Here is a 15546-nt window from a genome sequence, read left to right as displayed (position 1 = left end):
GAATAATCAGCCATCATTGATGCTATCTCAGGGAAACTTGCACAAATAGTCGGCTCAGCACACACTTCAGCCGCACATCAAACAAAAATAACCGATTAATCTAGCGATCCGATAAGTAGAATGGGACAAGAAAGAATAGATAGCGTAAACATGCGATCTGCTCTTATCTTTCAGAATGACAGGAGAGAATGTGTAGATGAGACGGGGCTTTAAATCTGTAAATGTAATGATGGTTGCGCTGCTTGTACTGATGACTGCAGCATGTGGGGATGGAGCATCCAAAGACAGCCGAGTCAAAAATGTTATCGTTATGGTTCCCGACGGTTTCTCTGCCGCGTATGCAACAAATTACCGAAACTATATTGGCGGGCAAGCAAGCACCCTCGATGAAATCCTAGTAGGTATGGCCAAGACGCGATCATTGGATCATTTCATTACCGATTCGGCTGCTGCCGCTTCCGCTATGGCGACAGGAAACAAAGTGCAGAACGGCGCGATCAGTATGACAGCGGACGGCAAGGCTCTGAAGACTGTCCTTGAGGGCGCCATAGAGGCGAACAAGGCCACCGGAATGGTCGTCACATCGACGCTCAGCCATGCGACTCCGGGGGCATTCTCTTCGCATGCTAACTCGAGGGTTCAGGAACTGGAAATTGCCGCTCAACTGATTGGGAAGGTAGATGTGTTATTAGGAGGAGGTAAGAATCTATATTCACCGGAGGATAAGAAGAGAGCAGAGGAGTTGGGCTATCTCTATCTAGAAAACCGCGATCAGTTGCTCGAAGCCAATCATGATAAACTATTCGGACTGTTTGCAGGAGAGAGCATGACTCCAGAAATCGATAGAGATGCTATGACCGAACCCAGTCTGGAAGAAATGACGAACAAGGCGCTCGAGGTACTGGCTCCCAATAAGAACGGCTTCTTTTTATTAGTCGAGGGGAGTCAAATTGATTATGCCGGCCATGTGAATGATGCGGCATGGGCAATGCGGGAAATTGAAGCCTTCGAGCGGGCTGTGAAAAGCGCATTGGAATTCGCGAAGGAGAACGGCGATACCTTGCTAATTATAGCTGGTGACCACGATACCGGGGGAATGACAGTAGGCAATGTGGACAGCTCATACTCTATTGACCTTCTTCATCATGTCAAAGCCTCCGGTGCGGCAATGATCAACTATTGGAAACGGCAAGGCCAGGACCTGAAAGAGGTTGTGCACGAGTATGCTCAGGTGGAACTGAATGATGACGAAATCAGAGCAATTGAGGAAAGCCATTATTATGAGGCAACCCTGAATCAGATCATTAGTGACCGGGCCGGTATTATATGGATCACCCTCTACCATACTGGAGTTGATGTACCCGTCTATGCTTATGGTCCCGGTTCCTCGAAGCTCTTCGGAGTGATTGATAATACGGACATAGCCAAGGTCATTGCACAGTCTATCGGCTTTGATCTCGAGTCCGCTGAGGGAGTTGAATGATCCCGGTCAATAACTCAGAAGCACTAGATCAACGTTAATAAGCGGCCTTACTCCTGATCCACAGGACTAAGGCCGCTTTATTGTGCCTCCAGTATAGCATCATCAATTGCCAAGAGCACTATAATCAGACAAACCTAACACAGAGCCCCGAGTCTTCAAACAGGGGCGACCCGCAACAGGAGCTTTCGGTAGCCCGCGTTATATACCGGGTTGCAGACCCGATGCTAGAACAACTCCAGTTGCTCCGGCTTCTCTTGTCCGGGGAGCACGGGAGCGAAGGTGCCGCGCGGCGGCACCTTCCCCAGCAGCGCGAGCATCTGCTTGCCATTATCCGCTGCATCTCCACCGGAGTTATTGTTGAAGATGACACACAGACGAGCCGTCTGCTGCGCAAGCCGCTGCAGGCGTTCCGCCCACTCCAGCAGCTCCGCCTCGCTGTAGCGGTACAGATAACGCACCTCGCGCCAGTTCGGCTGACCCGATGATTGCCAGCCCTTCTCATTGCGGCCATGCAGCCGCACCACCGTCAGCTCGCTATGCGTAACCTCCTCCACGATCGGCACGCACCCTGCACCCACCTGTGGCTCATCGCACAAGCTATGTATCCAGCCTTCTTCACGCATGAAGTGAAGAGTGCGCTGCCGCATCTGCGGCTCGAACCAACTGCGATGCCGGAATTCCAGCGCACACGGCACATCGCCCATTCGCCGCTTGGCCTCGCGCAGGATGCCTACATGCTCCCGCTTGCAATCGAACCACGGCGGGAACTGGAACAGCACCGCCTCCAGCTTGCCTGCCTCCTGCATCGGCTGCAGCGACGCATGGAACGCCGTATACATGGCCTCCTCCGAGTCGAAGGGAAGCTTGCCTCTGGAATGCCCGGTCATGCCCTGATACGCCTTAACCAGGAAGCGGAACGAGTCAGGCGTCTCCTCTGTCCATTTCTGCATATTCTTTTGCGGCTGCACCGCATAGAACATGCTATCCACTTCGACCGTCTCGAACCATTCGCTGTAGGTCTTCAGCTTGTTGGCAGCCGCCTCCCTGTCGGGATACAGCGATACGTGGTCGCCCCAGCCGGTCAATCCGATCCGAATCACTGCTTGCTCCTCCCTTGCGTCAGTTTGGCTGCCTGAGCGCAATGCACGACAACTGATCTTCATTGAAGTACAGGAAGAAATTCAGATTCTCTCCTGTCATATAACTCCATAGGGTCTCCGTCTGCAGATTGGGCTTGCCCAGACGATCAAGCACCTGCTGCCTGGTTAGCCCCGGATAGACGTCATCCTTAGTACGATGCTCCCCACTCATAAAAATAATCAGGTTGCTCTGCTCATAGACGCCCTTCTCATAATGACGCATGTATTGCACCTTGCCATACTCGTCCGAATAGAACGGTGTCTGAGATAGAGGCTTCGCCTGCTCCAGTTCCTTGCGCCATCCCTCATAGTCTTTACCATCTACGAGCAGCCTGGCAGCTTCATAGCGCACAGCCTCGTCAATATTCGGCTCTTCCTGCTCCAGCTCTGCGCGTGCCTGCTCCAGCAGGTTCTCCAGCTCTGCCAACTGGCTATCTGGCCTCAATAGCTCATTCACTAACAGATATACCTGATCATCTGCATAATAAGCCCGTCCATCCGCTTCAATGGTGTTGCTGCCCAGATCATAGGGAAGCTCATAGGTCTCATTCTTCACCTGAAACCGCAGCTTGGCCTCTTCCTTCCCGGCAGGTGTGGGAACCCCCTGCGCTGCAGCCGCCCTCATATTCAGCCAGGCCAGATTTTGCAGAATCACATATCTGCGCGTATCGGGCACCTCAATCTCTGCCTCGGAATCCGGCGGCTGCACCGAGATCGCCCTTACCTCCTCCTGGTCAAAAGGCAGCTTGTCCAGCAGGTACACCGCCTCATCATCTCCAGCCGACACGAAGTCCGAGCCTGTCGTCTTCTCCACAGAGGGCCTGGTCGAGGTCATCTGAATGGCAATCCAAACCGATACAAGCAGCACAAGAAATCCGCCGATAACCATGCTCGCCTTGGATAGTTTCATATCGTTCCACCGCCTGTTAGCAATATAAAAAAACGAATCATACGTTCGATTATACCACACGGCGCTTAACAAAGTTTGAAACCTGGATCACAATTCTCGCAAATTGGGAATAAGGTAGCACCTCATCCACCGATAGTCAGGAGAAAAGATAGAGGGGCAACAGGGGAATTCCGACCTGTATCCCCCTGTTGCCCTTAGTTGTTCACGATTGATCGGCACTCAGACCGTCGCTGAGCACGGAATAGCCGATCAACTAACCGGCCCCCTCATTATGCTGTGAATCTTCTATATAGCTTGATGCTCATCATCTCATGACCGGCTCTCCTGGGCCCGGGAACGGCTCTCCGCCTGGGTTCCCCCCGCCTGGCTGTGGGGCCTCCTTGTAGTAAGCGAAGGCTGGATCATAGTTCTGACGCTGAATGATACAGCCGATCGGCTCCCCTGTATGATCATACAGGGTGACATAGATATACTGATCGTAGGTTCTAGACCCCATCGCCCATACCAGCATCGAGTCCGACAACATTCCATTGAGGATCGGCTTGGTGACCCCGGCGGCTTGGCGCACGAGCGTGCTTGGGGGAGCACCCTCTATATAGACCGGAATGATCGTGCTGGAATAATAGGCCGCTCGGCCAGCAAGCGCTGGCTCCAGAGTCGAGAGATTCCATTCAAACTCCCAGCCATAGAAGGTGAATCCACCTGGCAAACCCCGCTGCTCCAGCTCGGCAACTGTCAGCCGTTTCACAGGCAGCTCCTTCGTTATATTCAGCGGTGCAATCCGGGTCAGATCATAGGTGAACCGCTTCTTCTCCCCCTCCTGCCCAGATCGCACGAGGGCATGATAGAACTTACCTTTACCGCCTACATTCAGCATTTCCTCTGGCAACGTACAGTAGCCGACGCACTGCATAACCGCTTCTGTATCCTCTTTATTCTTATAGATGCGACGCACATCCCCGTCCTGGTAATCGAACATATAACTGAACAGATACGTCATTTTATTCTGGCCTTCGTGCGGATAATAGTTCACATTCAACATGCCCGACCAGTAACCGGAGGTTCCCTCCACCATGATCGTATAAGACGCCGTGTATATATCGACCTGCGAGACCACTGTAAGCGAGACAATCTCACGGTTTTGCGGCAAAGTGATCGTATTACCTGTCACCTGCTGCCATTCCTCTGGCAATGTCTGACCTTCATAATGTACTTGATAGCGAAGCTTCGCGTGGGGAGAACGGGCTGCTACACGAACAGTAGCCCCCAGCAATTGGTCTGCCTCCTCCTGCAAGAGCACATATAGATAGTGATTCGGATGGAATTCCTGCGTCCAACCCATCTCATTATAGAAGCTCACCCCGTCAATCGCTAGCTGGGACAGACTCGCATCCAGATAATCCTTATAATCTGAACCCGGCTTCGTATTGCCCAGTGCGATTCCTGCCAGCACATGCTCCTGATCGTATGGAACCAGTTGCACCATGTATGCCAGCGGATTACCCTGTTCATCATAGAAGACAATATATAACTGCTGGTCATAGATAAGGCGAGAGCCCTCTTCCGAGAGTGAATACGGCTGGTAATAGTCCTGACCGATGGGCCTTAATGTAAAACCCTTCCCCTTCGCATCCTCCGCCCGCATACCGTACACCGCTGGAGCAGTTCCATACGCTGTACGTTCGATGACATCATAGTAGGCTGCCCCAGGCGGCACATCCTTCAAGGCTTGGGTGCTCCATCCCAGCTTATATCCATAGTGGAATGCTCCAGCTTGTTCCCCGTACTCAAGGGTAATCTGCTCCAGCTCATCCTTCGTCAGTTGCCTTGCCGACAGATCCGTAGTCGATTCGATATAGGGCAGCTTGGTGCCATTGTAGTCATACGTGTAGCGCTCTATTTCCCCGTTATATTTCGTCAGTTGGAATTCCAACTGCAGCTTCTCCGCGGGCAGCACCTGCTTTTGATAGATGCTCATGTCGCAATATAATAAGGAATAGTTCTCGTCCTTGCACACATACAGCTCACGTCCCGCATAGGTAACGCGCAGCTCGTCCCCTGCATCGACGACGCTGGTTCGGAGCGATTGATATTCTCCCCTGATACTCCCATCGTCCACATTCACATCAGGATAAGTTTTTATGGAGGTACCGTGCTGCATATCCGTATTGTGCACCCACACCTGATACTTCTTCGTGACCGTTCCTGTCTGTACGACCACATCCACCTGCACATCCTCATTCGGCACCAACTGGATGTCCATACTATATGCCGCGGCTCCCGAGAAGCTCTGCTCCTCCTCTAACGGACGGAATATAGTCACCTTGGCTGTCGCCCCGGACTCAGCGGGTGCGAAGCTAAGCTTCAGCTTCTTGCTGCGATCGCTCTCCTTCACCCGCAGCTTATATTTCTGCACCTCACTGGAGAAGCCCGTGCCGACAATCGGCCCCCACTGATCAGACAGTCGATGCAGCGTGTAGCCCTCGACCGCCAGCGAGCTCAACAGCGCGCTTCGCGTCTCGGTGCCAGAACCCGGCCCATTGCCTGGCGCTCCGCCCCCGCCGCCTCCACCGCCTCCGAACCCGCCTCCGCCAAGGCCGCTCTCACGCTCCACCCGTCCTGGCTTCACCGCGAAGGTTGTACTCTCCGCCGCCTTGCTCAGCTTCGCCTTATCGATCTTGCCGTCGCCGCTGAACGACGACTTCGCGTTCAGCTCCAGGCTCTCGATTCGTGACCCCTTGTCCAGCTTGAACGTTCCGTCCTTCGCTTCCGCGTCCACGATCATCTGCCCGATCGTCGCTCCGCGCGCACTTAGCTGTACGCCCGCGGCTCGTATCCGCAGCTTGCCCGCATGTCGGCTCAGCTCCAGCTCTCCGCCCGCAGGGAACTGCGGCGCAACCTCGATCGAGCGAATGCCGCCTGTCGCTGTCTCCAGTCCCTCGATTCGCGCTGGCGACTGCACCCGCAGTTGCTCGACGCGCGTCGTTCCCGCAGCAGCCAAGCGCACCGCACTGCCTGCCTTGTTCACCACGACCGTACCCAGCGTTGAATCTTGCACATGCACCGAATTCACTCCGCCGCCCTCAATCGTTGTGACACCGCTTACCGTCACGCCCTTCAGCGTCACATCACCCTCGCCTACCTCCGGGCCGATCAGCAGCTTGCCCGTCACCTGCACATGCTGCAGCGTCACGCCTGCCGCGCGGATCGCGATGTCTCCGCTCACCTTGTTCCCTGCCGCCGTACCGCCATATACACCCGGCTGATCGATCGTCCATAGCGCCACAGCATTGCCGCTATCCTGGCGCACCGCCAGCGCATTCCCGATCGCCACCACCGCCTCGGCGCGAGTCAGCGAGGCCAGCGGTCGGAAGTTGCCTGCCGGGTCGCCCTTCATGATCCCCTTGCTCACCAGCAGTGCGACCGCCTCCCGGCTCCAGCTCGCGAGCTGCTCCGCATCCTTGAAGGCAGGCGGCTCCAGGATCGGGGCAGCCTCAGCCGCCTCTGCCATGCTTGTGGAGGACGCTCCCTCCGAGCTGGCCGCATCCGCGGTCGTCGCAGTGCCAGCCCCTGCAGCTCCTGTAGTTCCTGCAGCCGCTGTAGCTTCAGCAGTGACGCCCGCCTCCGTCTTAGGGCTTGTCGCATCCGTCTCCGTCTTCGTGTCTGCTGACACTGACTCCGCCCCAGGCTCTCCACGCACCAGCGCGGCCAGCATCACGGCCGCCTCCTGCCGTGCCGCAGGACGATTCGGGGACACCTTGTTGTCACCTGTGCCCTTCATATATCCCTGCTCCAGCGCAGTGCTGATTGCATTCCGTGCCCAATGCCCGGCGGGCAGATCGCTGAACTCCGCCTGCTTCCCGCTTCCCTGAAGCCCGAATGCCTTATTGATCATCGCCGCCAGCTCCGCCCGCGTCACCGGTTGGTTCGGTCTCACCATGCCGTCCCCGTACCCGCTAATCCAGCCCTTGTCCAGCCACTCCATTAACGCCTTCTCTGCCCAGTGACCCTGCACATCCGAACCGATTGACGCTGCCGACATCGGTGCCACAGACACTAGTGCCGGCACATTACCCGCCATCAATGCCAATGCAAGTGTTGCCGTCGCTGCCCATCTTTGTATACTCTGCAACGCTATCCCTCTCCCTTATTCTCGCTTATCATCCATCTACCGTTAAATATAGTATAAAAGCACTATAGCCTAACTAGTATATCATGCAGAGGTAAAAAATTCCTAGACTTCAGAGCCGTCAACACAACGAAAAAAAGCCCCCGCGAGTACACCTACATGTACCGCGGGAGCCTGAATGCTATTCGTCTCGCTCATTTCTCAGGGTTAACCTATCATCCCCTCAAGAACGGCCAGCCCATCCTCTACCTTCTTATTGAACGTGTCCCGATATTCCTGAATCACTGCCGTGCTATAGCCATTGCTTTTCAACTGCTGCTCCGCATCGCTGACGATATTGTCGAACTTGGCCTTGCACTCCGCCAGCTTCTCGTTGCCCTTTGTCTTGGCCTGTGCTTTAGTCAGCTTGCCAGCGATGTAGTCTCCGGCAATCGCCATCATCGTCTGTTCACACGTTTCCTCCAGCGCCTCCAGTTTGCTCTTCGTGCTTGATGTGATCGACTCGTAACTTGGCTTGGTCGGGGTGCTACCGCCACCGCCACCACCAGCACCTCCGCCGCCACCTGCTCCGCCGCTGGAGCCTCCACTGGTAACAGGCGTGGTGCCGCCTCCACTGCTGGAGCCTGTAGATGGATCAAGCGGAGTCGTCACACCACCACCGCTAGGCGTTTTACCGTCTGTGGTCGCCGGAGTGGTCGCCGTAATCTGCTTGCTCTGTTGGTTCCATGTAATCTTCACACCGGAGGACTCCGACATGAAGCGAACAGGCACATAGAGCGAGCCATTCAGAATGTATGCCGCTTGTCCAGCGGGCAGCTTGGCTACCTTGCCGTCAAAGACGAACGTGGCCGACTTCTCCGTCAGCTTCTTGGATACGCCCACCTCGGATGCCCTCTCGCCACTTTTGGTCACCATAGATTTCAGGTAGCTCTGCAGATTCTTCAGTTGCTCGTCCGTCGGGCTGCTTACTGAGACCGTAGAGCTCGCATTGTCCCAATCCACATTCTTCTGCAAGGCATACGATACGAATCGTACCGGAACATATGTCGTTCCCTTCACTACAAATACATATTGTCCCTCTGGCATCTTCAATGTCTGCCCGTCAAATACCAGTTGTACCTCAGCAGACTTCGCGCTTACCGTATGAGCTGCCGCAGCGGACGCTACGCTAGACAATGTCATCATCAATACAATAAGAACCGCCAACACCTTGAATTTCATAGAATGCATCGAATCCCTCATTTCGTATTCAATAAGTACGCCTATCGCGATCCACAATGGGACAACACAGCTTCGCGTCAATTCGTAGCATAATCGGGCATTAATTGATCATGGACTGTAATTGCTCCATCGCCTTATTGTAGCTCTCCTGCCGGGTTTCATTGTACTCCTGCTTCCAGCCCTTGATCACATCAGTCGAGATGCCCTGCTTGGCAAAATCTCCCGAGGCGTCCGCTACAATCTGATCAAAATCACTCTTGCAGCTTCCCTCCGCATCGATCACCGAGGCCAACAACTGCTTCTTCGCCTGACCTGCCGCTGCCTCATCGCCATCCTGCTGCGCCTGCTCGATGCTCTGCTTCGCTTGTCCAAGCAAGGAGCTGACACTGGACTTGCATCTGGACTTGAGCGCAGACAGCTTCTTATAATGCGCCGAGATGGTCGCCTGCTGCTCCTGCTCGCTCGGCACGCTATCTGGATCGGCATCCTCCAGGTTCGTTGCCGCGCCGCCCGGCTCCTTCGTGGCCTGATCCGGTGACGAGGACATGTTATCCTCCCCGCTCTCCCCAATGGCCGAAGCCTTGTCCGCTTCACTGCCTGAGGCAGTCACTCCATCGTCAGTCGCGGCAGGATCAGAATCGGAGCTTCCATCTGCCGAGCGGCTGCTTCCGACGTTAGTGCTCGTGCTGTCCACTGTACCATCGGGTGGCGTATCGACTTCGGCTTCCGGTTCGGTACGGGCGATGTCGCCCGTCTGCTCGTTACGATGCGCATCCGAGTCCGCAGCCTCTGGGGCGCTCGTCTGACTGAAGGGAAGGCTTCCGCTCCAATACAGGCCGCCCGCTACAATGCCCAGGCATACGATAATTGACGCGCCCCATAGCCTCCAGGATGGCCTAGTGCGCTTCACTCTAGGGGATGGTTGATTCATAGTCACCCTCCTAATATTGGTTACTCTAGCTTAGACGCATATGGCGTCGGCATTGTTGCAGTTTTGGGTGAATTACCCAATCCGATTCCGTTCCTTATCTGTCAATGCGAGCAGATAATTCAAAAATTCATCTCGCAAGTCGCCGCGGCGCAGCGCGAACTCCACTGTAGCCTGCAGGAAGCCTTGCTTGTCCCCTACATCGTAGCGCTGTCCCTCAAATTTATACGCGTACATCGCTTCCTTCTGCGCCAGCTCCCTGAGCGCATCCGTAAGCTGGATCTCATCCCCCTTGCCGGGTGCTGTATGCTCCAGAATCTCAAAGATCGCGGGATTGATGATATAGCGACCCAGAATCGCAATATTCGACGGGGCCTCCTCCACCTGCGGCTTCTCGATCAGATTCCTTACTTTATACACCCGATCCTCAATATGCTTGCCTTCCACCACGCCATACTTGCTCACATCCTGTAGCGGCACCTCCTGCACACCGAGCACCGTCGTCTTGTACTCCTCGTACACCTCGATCATCTGCTTGAGGCAGGGCTTGTCCGAGTAGACAATATCATCGCCGAGCAGCACCGCGAACGGCTCCTGCCCGATGAAGCTCTTGGCGCAATGGATCGCATGCCCCAGGCCGCGCGGCTCCTTCTGTCGGATATAGTGAATGTTCACCATATTGGAGATTTTGCGAACCTCCTCGAGCAGATCCAGCTTGCCCTTGGACTCCAGCTCCAGTTCCAGCTCCACGGACTTATCAAAGTGATCCTCGATCGACTTCTTGTTCCTGCCGGTAATGACCAGAATCTCCTCGATTCCGGAATCCACCGCTTCCTCAATAATGTATTGCAGCGTAGGCTTATCTACGATCGGCAGCATTTCCTTCGGCTGCGCCTTGGTCGCAGGCAAAAAGCGCGTGCCCAGACCAGCGGCCGGGATGATGGCTTTGCGGACTAGCATGGGATGGCCTCCATTTATTTAGAAAATAGTCTCATCCGATTTCTTACCATTTGCTTCAACAAATTAACCTCTTCGACTTTAAATAAGAAAATCAGAGTAGAATAAAATAATAATCCAACAATAATGCTTACAAGAACAGAAATCAAATTAGATGATAAGGTAGCATAAAAGAACTCATAGCAGAAATGAACTGCAACCCCCATAACGAGACTGGCGGAGCTTACCTTCAAAAAGGTGATTTTAATATTGGAGAGACCAAAATCTCCTATTTTCTTACGCAAATTATACATAAGTAACAAGGTTCCTACAGTAGCAGAGATTGATGTTCCCAGCGCTAAACCACCAATGCCCATGTAAGGAACTAACAGAATGGAGAGAACAATATTTAAGATGACCGCAATAGATCCATTAATCATTGCCGTTTTGGTATCTTTGATTGCATAAAAAGCTCTACTTATAACATCGCGCAACAAAAACCCAGCCAGACCTATTGTATAAAACAGCAAAGCTATAGCTGTTATCTCACTTGCTGAGCGGTCAAACATTCCTCTCTCAAAAACTAATTGCACTATCGGTAATCGAAGAATTATAAAACCAACTGAAGCGGGAATCGTCACCAGAACTGATACATTAATAGTATTTCTAAGTAATCTTTTGAACAATTCATCTTTTCCCGCAGAAAAGTAATTAGACATTGAAGTGTAGAATATGGATGCTATAGCTGCTGACAACAATCCGATAATAAATACACTCAAACGGTTAGAAAAATTTAAAGCTGCTATACTCCCTTCAGGTAACCCTGAAGCCATAATTCGATCAACCATTGTATTTATTTGTTGAATCCCTGATCCAATCATAATAGGCACTATTAACAATCCAATACGGCGTAGCCCTTCCTCCTTGAAATCATAGTCAAGCTTAAATTTATAACCTAGTTTTCTTGAGAATGGATATAGTAAAAAAACTTGCCCTAACGTCGCGGCAACAAGAGAAAATGCTAATCCTTCAACGCCAAAGTGGTCGGTAATATAAAGCATGGAGATGATTAATACAAAATTCAAAGGAAAACCAATAGATGCCGGAATCACAAAGCTTCCATGATTCTGTAGTTTAGCACTGCTTAACGTTACAATTGCACTTAACATAATGATTGGAAGCATAATTTTTGTTAGCTTCACTGTGAGTGCTAATGCTTCTTCTGTAAAATTAGGAGCAAATATTGTGACTAGATTTTCTGCAAAGAGAAAACCAAGAACGCTAATTACAATTGTCAAACTAATTGTTATAGTATAAACCACATTAAGGAACTTATTTGTTTCCTGCTTTGTTTTATGAAGAATATAATCAGACATTACTGGAATAAAAGTTGTACCCAATGCTGCTAACACAAGTCCAGTAATTACATTAATAATAGATTGAGCCATCAGAAATGTATCTGAGTATACTGTCGTTCCATAAGTTGCGGCCAAAACTACATCCCTTAGAAAGCCTGTTAATTTGCTTAAGAAAGTTACAATTGTTATCAGAATGGCTGTATTTAGAATTTTTTTCGACATTGTTGCTCCTGTAATGATCCTAACACTCTAGTAAGGTGCTGAGATGTTTCAGAATTTTATTTGCTGCCCTGTTAGCACCTTGACCATCAATAACCAGAGCATTATTAGAATCTTGAGGTGTGAAGCATTTCTGCTTTAAATAGTTTTTAAGCAATTGGCAATTTAAATTAGGATACTTACCTATACAAGCCAAACCTTGCTTAAAGCAGTAGTTATATATTCTATCTTGATTATCAGCCATGCTAAAAACTATAGGCATTGTTCCTTGGGAGAGAACCTCGTACACAGTGCTCCCCGCAGCAGTCACAACACATTGAGAGGATTGAATGTACTGCTTCAAACTGCTAGGTCTATAAATCAAGTTAATGTACTGGTCTTGTAATGTTTGTAATGCGTATACAAGTTCTTCATTGTAGCCCGGTCCTATAATTATAGATATAGGTATCTTATCATCTTTCAAGCTGCTAGCTAATTTCAATGAGATTTCATATGAATCAGTTCCACCAGTAGTAATTAGAACCCCTTGTTTTGGCGCTTCTTCTCTGTACTCATTTTCCCAGTATTCTTCCTTCATAAGCAAATACTCTGCTCCTAACAAAGCAAGACAATCAGAGCTTAATCCGTATTGCAATGTGTGAGCATATACATTGCCGTTAAGAATTATATTTGCTAATGAATAATCATATATATCATTATTATCATCAATAAGCATTAAGTTAGAGTGTTTTTTTATCTCTTGTAAGTAATTATTATTCGCTATATACGAATCTAGTATTACTAGAGCAGGTTTAAGCTCCACGAGTAATGGAATATCCGAAGAAAAAGACGGACTCACATAATAATAAAATCCAGATTGACTTACCATTTCAGAAAGTTGATCATTTATAATAAATATTACTTTCAAAGTAGGGGCATTTCTTTTAAATGCTTTTGCAAGTGAATAGGTTCTAAAGAAATGACCATAACCAATATTCTGTCCCCCTAACACTCGAAATACGATCGTCTTCAATTGAAAAGTCCCCACTCTGCCGGTGTTCCTTTTTCAATATCTCTAGTTGCCCTTTTACCTAGAATATGTGAATAATATCTTGGATGCAAACCATGACCTGGTCTAACAGATCTCAGATTAACCTCTGTAATAACTTCTCCCAGTTTCACATCCTCGCTAAAAAACAATGATCTTGCAAAATTACGATTCTTTTTGGTTTTTTCATTCAGGTCGTAACATACCTTTCCCAATGCTCGTTCAAGCTTTCTGATCTCTTCTACCATCTGTCTAAATTCTTCAATTTCCATTGAGAACTCGGCATCTGGACCACCGATCTTTCTATCCAATATTACATGTTTTTCGATTACCTTTGCTCCTAAAGCTACTGCTCCTAAAGCTACTGTGCTTCCTAAGGAATGATCAGACAATCCTACTCTCACTCCAAATGTATCTCTTAGATTAGGAATCGTTATTAGATTCATTTCCTCGTAAGGTGCAGGGTAGGAACTTGTACACTTTAAAAGAGTAATGTCCTCATTCCCTTCAATTTTACAGGCGTCAACTGCTTCCTTTATTTCCCCTAGCTCTGCAATCCCCGTCGAGATAATAACAGGCTTACCTTTTGAAGCTACATATCGTATAAGGGGTATATCTGTTATTTCAAATGATGCAATTTTATACATTGGAGTATTAAGTGATTCAAGCAGATCAACTGCTGTATGATCAAATGGTGAAGAAAATAGTGTAATTCCTATTTCCTTAGCATATTCAAATAGTTCCTCATGCCATTCCCAAGGAGTATAAGCTTCCTGATACAACTTATAAAGTGTTGTGCCGTCCCATATTGTCCCCTGTTTAATTTGAAAATACTCAGTTTCACAGTTTAAAGTTATAGTATCAGGAGTATAAGTCTGAATTTTGACAGCGTCCGCCCCTGCTTGTTTGGATGCTCTGATCGTTTCCTTTGCTATTTGGATATCTTGACCATGATTAGCTGAAACTTCAGCAATAATAAATACACCTTCGTTTTTCATATACATCCTTATCCTTCCTCAATACTACTGGTTGAATGAAACTCAATAATTTCGCCTGATTGCTTGAGTGAATAGTCTGCTTTTTGGAATGCTTTGATTGATCCGATATTGTGCGCTTTGACCTTTCCAATTAAATTTAAGGGATAATATTCAGTCTTAATCATCCTTAAAAGGGTAGTTGCATAGCCTTTACCACGATGATTTTTATCAATGCTATAATTAATCAATATTGAGGTTTCATTCATTCTTTCCAGTCTTACAATGCCTACATCATGACCATTCACTTGAAGTATTTTAAGCTGAGTATTAGGAGACATGAGTCTTTCCTCAAACCAGTTTACATGATCCTCATATTGAATCACATTAGTATTGAAAGAATTCTCTCGCACTTCCTCGTCATTGGCCCAATTAAAAACCAAGTTACAATCTTGTAGAGTAACATTTCTAAAACTCACAATGATACTCATGATTTTCAAGCCTCTAACTCTTTCTGTACAATTTTTTTATTGATTTCTACAACTTCTGAGTTACTTTTTAGAAAGTGAATTAATTCATTATAAGAGTAGTGTTCGCCTAAAGATTCCATAGTAATTTTGAGGAATTCAAAGTCTTCTATTGTATCCAAAGTACATCTAAACATGGAGTTGTTTTCTTGATCTTCAAAATGTTTTATTGTGAAACTGTCTGGATTTTCATAAATATATGGGGTAACATGCTCTCTTTGATGCGGTCTCTGCGCCTCCAAATAACACCTTTCAAGTGCATCAAAACTAAACACTTCACAGTCCAACCCTCTCGGGTAGGTTCTTGATAAAGTATTACTTAAATAGTCACATGTCTGTGATTTAAAAGCTTTCACCATGGTATCCAATAGCACTGGATCAATCATAGGGCAATCCGAAGTTATCCGAATGATTATATCCGCATTAAATTTTTGAGCCGCGTGATAGTATCTAGACAACACATCGCCTTCAGAACCAATGAATGAATGAACTCCAAGACGGTCAGCCTCTTTAATGATTACTTCGTCTTCCTGCTTTATAGTAGTAGCTATGACAACTCCATTGATTTCATTGGCATCTTGAACTCGTCTCACCACGTACTCAAGAATTGTTGTATCCTGAATTTTTAGCATTACTTTCCCTGGGAGTCTAGTCGAGCCCATTCTAGCTTGTATAATCGCTACAATATTCATGAT

The 15546-nt window shown here is 49.0% G+C and carries 12 protein-coding genes; 1 reads left to right on the top strand and 11 read right to left on the bottom strand.

All coding sequences use genetic code 11. The annotated features are described in order from the left end of the window. Positions 1 to 196: 196 nt before the first annotated feature. The gene (locus ACY1JZ_RS06395; protein ID WP_462628539.1) at positions 197 to 1483 is read left to right on the top strand and encodes an alkaline phosphatase; all 1287 of its coding nucleotides are present in this window, start codon (positions 197 to 199) and stop codon (positions 1481 to 1483) included. A 224-nt stretch (positions 1484 to 1707) separates the two neighbouring features. Here the strand turns inward: ACY1JZ_RS06395 and ACY1JZ_RS06390 are convergent, their stop codons facing one another. From ACY1JZ_RS06390 to ACY1JZ_RS06340, 11 genes are all read right to left on the bottom strand, one after another. Continuing rightward, positions 1708 to 2583, bottom strand: coding sequence for a DUF72 domain-containing protein (locus ACY1JZ_RS06390; RefSeq protein ID WP_270166510.1), 876 nt, complete (start codon positions 2581 to 2583; stop codon positions 1708 to 1710). Positions 2584 to 2602: 19 nt separating this feature from the next. After that, positions 2603 to 3532 carry a hypothetical protein gene (locus ACY1JZ_RS06385; protein ID WP_462628538.1) on the bottom strand — a complete coding sequence of 310 codons (930 nt, stop codon included), beginning with the start codon at positions 3530 to 3532 and terminating at the stop codon, positions 2603 to 2605. A 304-nt stretch (positions 3533 to 3836) separates the two neighbouring features. Continuing rightward, entirely contained in the window at positions 3837 to 7664 is a 3828-nt protein-coding gene (locus ACY1JZ_RS06380; protein WP_462628537.1) for an S-layer homology domain-containing protein, read from the bottom strand. Between the two features lie 204 nt (positions 7665 to 7868). Then, positions 7869 to 8891: a copper amine oxidase N-terminal domain-containing protein gene (locus tag ACY1JZ_RS06375; protein ID WP_462628536.1), complete on the bottom strand. Its 1023-nt coding sequence runs from the start codon at positions 8889 to 8891 to the stop codon at positions 7869 to 7871. A 91-nt stretch (positions 8892 to 8982) separates the two neighbouring features. Continuing rightward, positions 8983 to 9813 carry a hypothetical protein gene (locus ACY1JZ_RS06370; protein WP_462628535.1) on the bottom strand — a complete coding sequence of 277 codons (831 nt, stop codon included), beginning with the start codon at positions 9811 to 9813 and terminating at the stop codon, positions 8983 to 8985. A gap of 72 nt (positions 9814 to 9885) precedes the next feature. Next, on the bottom strand, positions 9886 to 10770 hold the full coding sequence (gene galU / locus ACY1JZ_RS06365; protein WP_270166525.1) for a UTP--glucose-1-phosphate uridylyltransferase GalU: 885 nt from the start codon (positions 10768 to 10770) through the stop codon (positions 9886 to 9888). 14 nt (positions 10771 to 10784) lie between these two features. Continuing rightward, positions 10785 to 12326, bottom strand: a complete 1542-nt coding sequence (gene murJ, locus ACY1JZ_RS06360) for a murein biosynthesis integral membrane protein MurJ (protein ID WP_462628534.1) — start codon at positions 12324 to 12326, stop codon at positions 10785 to 10787. Positions 12327 to 12345: 19 nt separating this feature from the next. Further along, positions 12346 to 13335: a hypothetical protein gene (locus tag ACY1JZ_RS06355; protein ID WP_462628533.1), complete on the bottom strand. Its 990-nt coding sequence runs from the start codon at positions 13333 to 13335 to the stop codon at positions 12346 to 12348. After that, a complete protein-coding gene (gene pseI / locus ACY1JZ_RS06350) occupies positions 13332 to 14354 on the bottom strand; it encodes a pseudaminic acid synthase (protein ID WP_462628532.1) in 1023 nt (340 codons plus the stop codon). Before pseI ends, ACY1JZ_RS06355 begins: the two co-directional genes overlap by 4 nt. Before the next feature lie 2 nt (positions 14355 to 14356). Next, complete coding sequence (locus ACY1JZ_RS06345) at positions 14357 to 14815, bottom strand: GNAT family N-acetyltransferase (RefSeq protein ID WP_462628531.1); 459 nt, start codon at positions 14813 to 14815, stop codon at positions 14357 to 14359. 5 nt (positions 14816 to 14820) lie between these two features. Next, positions 14821 to 15543, bottom strand: a complete 723-nt coding sequence (locus tag ACY1JZ_RS06340) for a cytidylyltransferase domain-containing protein (protein ID WP_462628530.1) — start codon at positions 15541 to 15543, stop codon at positions 14821 to 14823. Positions 15544 to 15546: the final 3 nt, after the last annotated feature.

It is taken from the genome of Paenibacillus sp. J5, assembly GCF_054955055.1.
Note: the sequence above shows the minus strand (reverse complement) of the source record. Positions and strands in the feature narration are given on the sequence as shown.

Coding starts and splice junctions, on each gene's coding strand:
- ACY1JZ_RS06395 (WP_462628539.1), top strand. CDS start 197: ATGAGACGGGGCTTTAAATCTGTAAATGTAATGATGGTTGCGCTGCTT.
- ACY1JZ_RS06385 (WP_462628538.1), bottom strand. CDS start 3,532: ATGAAACTATCCAAGGCGAGCATGGTTATCGGCGGATTTCTTGTGCTG.
- ACY1JZ_RS06375 (WP_462628536.1), bottom strand. CDS start 8,891: ATGCATTCTATGAAATTCAAGGTGTTGGCGGTTCTTATTGTATTGATG.
- ACY1JZ_RS06370 (WP_462628535.1), bottom strand. CDS start 9,813: ATGAATCAACCATCCCCTAGAGTGAAGCGCACTAGGCCATCCTGGAGG.
- galU (WP_270166525.1), bottom strand. CDS start 10,770: ATGCTAGTCCGCAAAGCCATCATCCCGGCCGCTGGTCTGGGCACGCGC.
- murJ (WP_462628534.1), bottom strand. CDS start 12,326: ATGTCGAAAAAAATTCTAAATACAGCCATTCTGATAACAATTGTAACT.
- pseI (WP_462628532.1), bottom strand. CDS start 14,354: ATGTATATGAAAAACGAAGGTGTATTTATTATTGCTGAAGTTTCAGCT.
- ACY1JZ_RS06345 (WP_462628531.1), bottom strand. CDS start 14,815: ATGAGTATCATTGTGAGTTTTAGAAATGTTACTCTACAAGATTGTAAC.
- ACY1JZ_RS06340 (WP_462628530.1), bottom strand. CDS start 15,543: ATGAATATTGTAGCGATTATACAAGCTAGAATGGGCTCGACTAGACTC.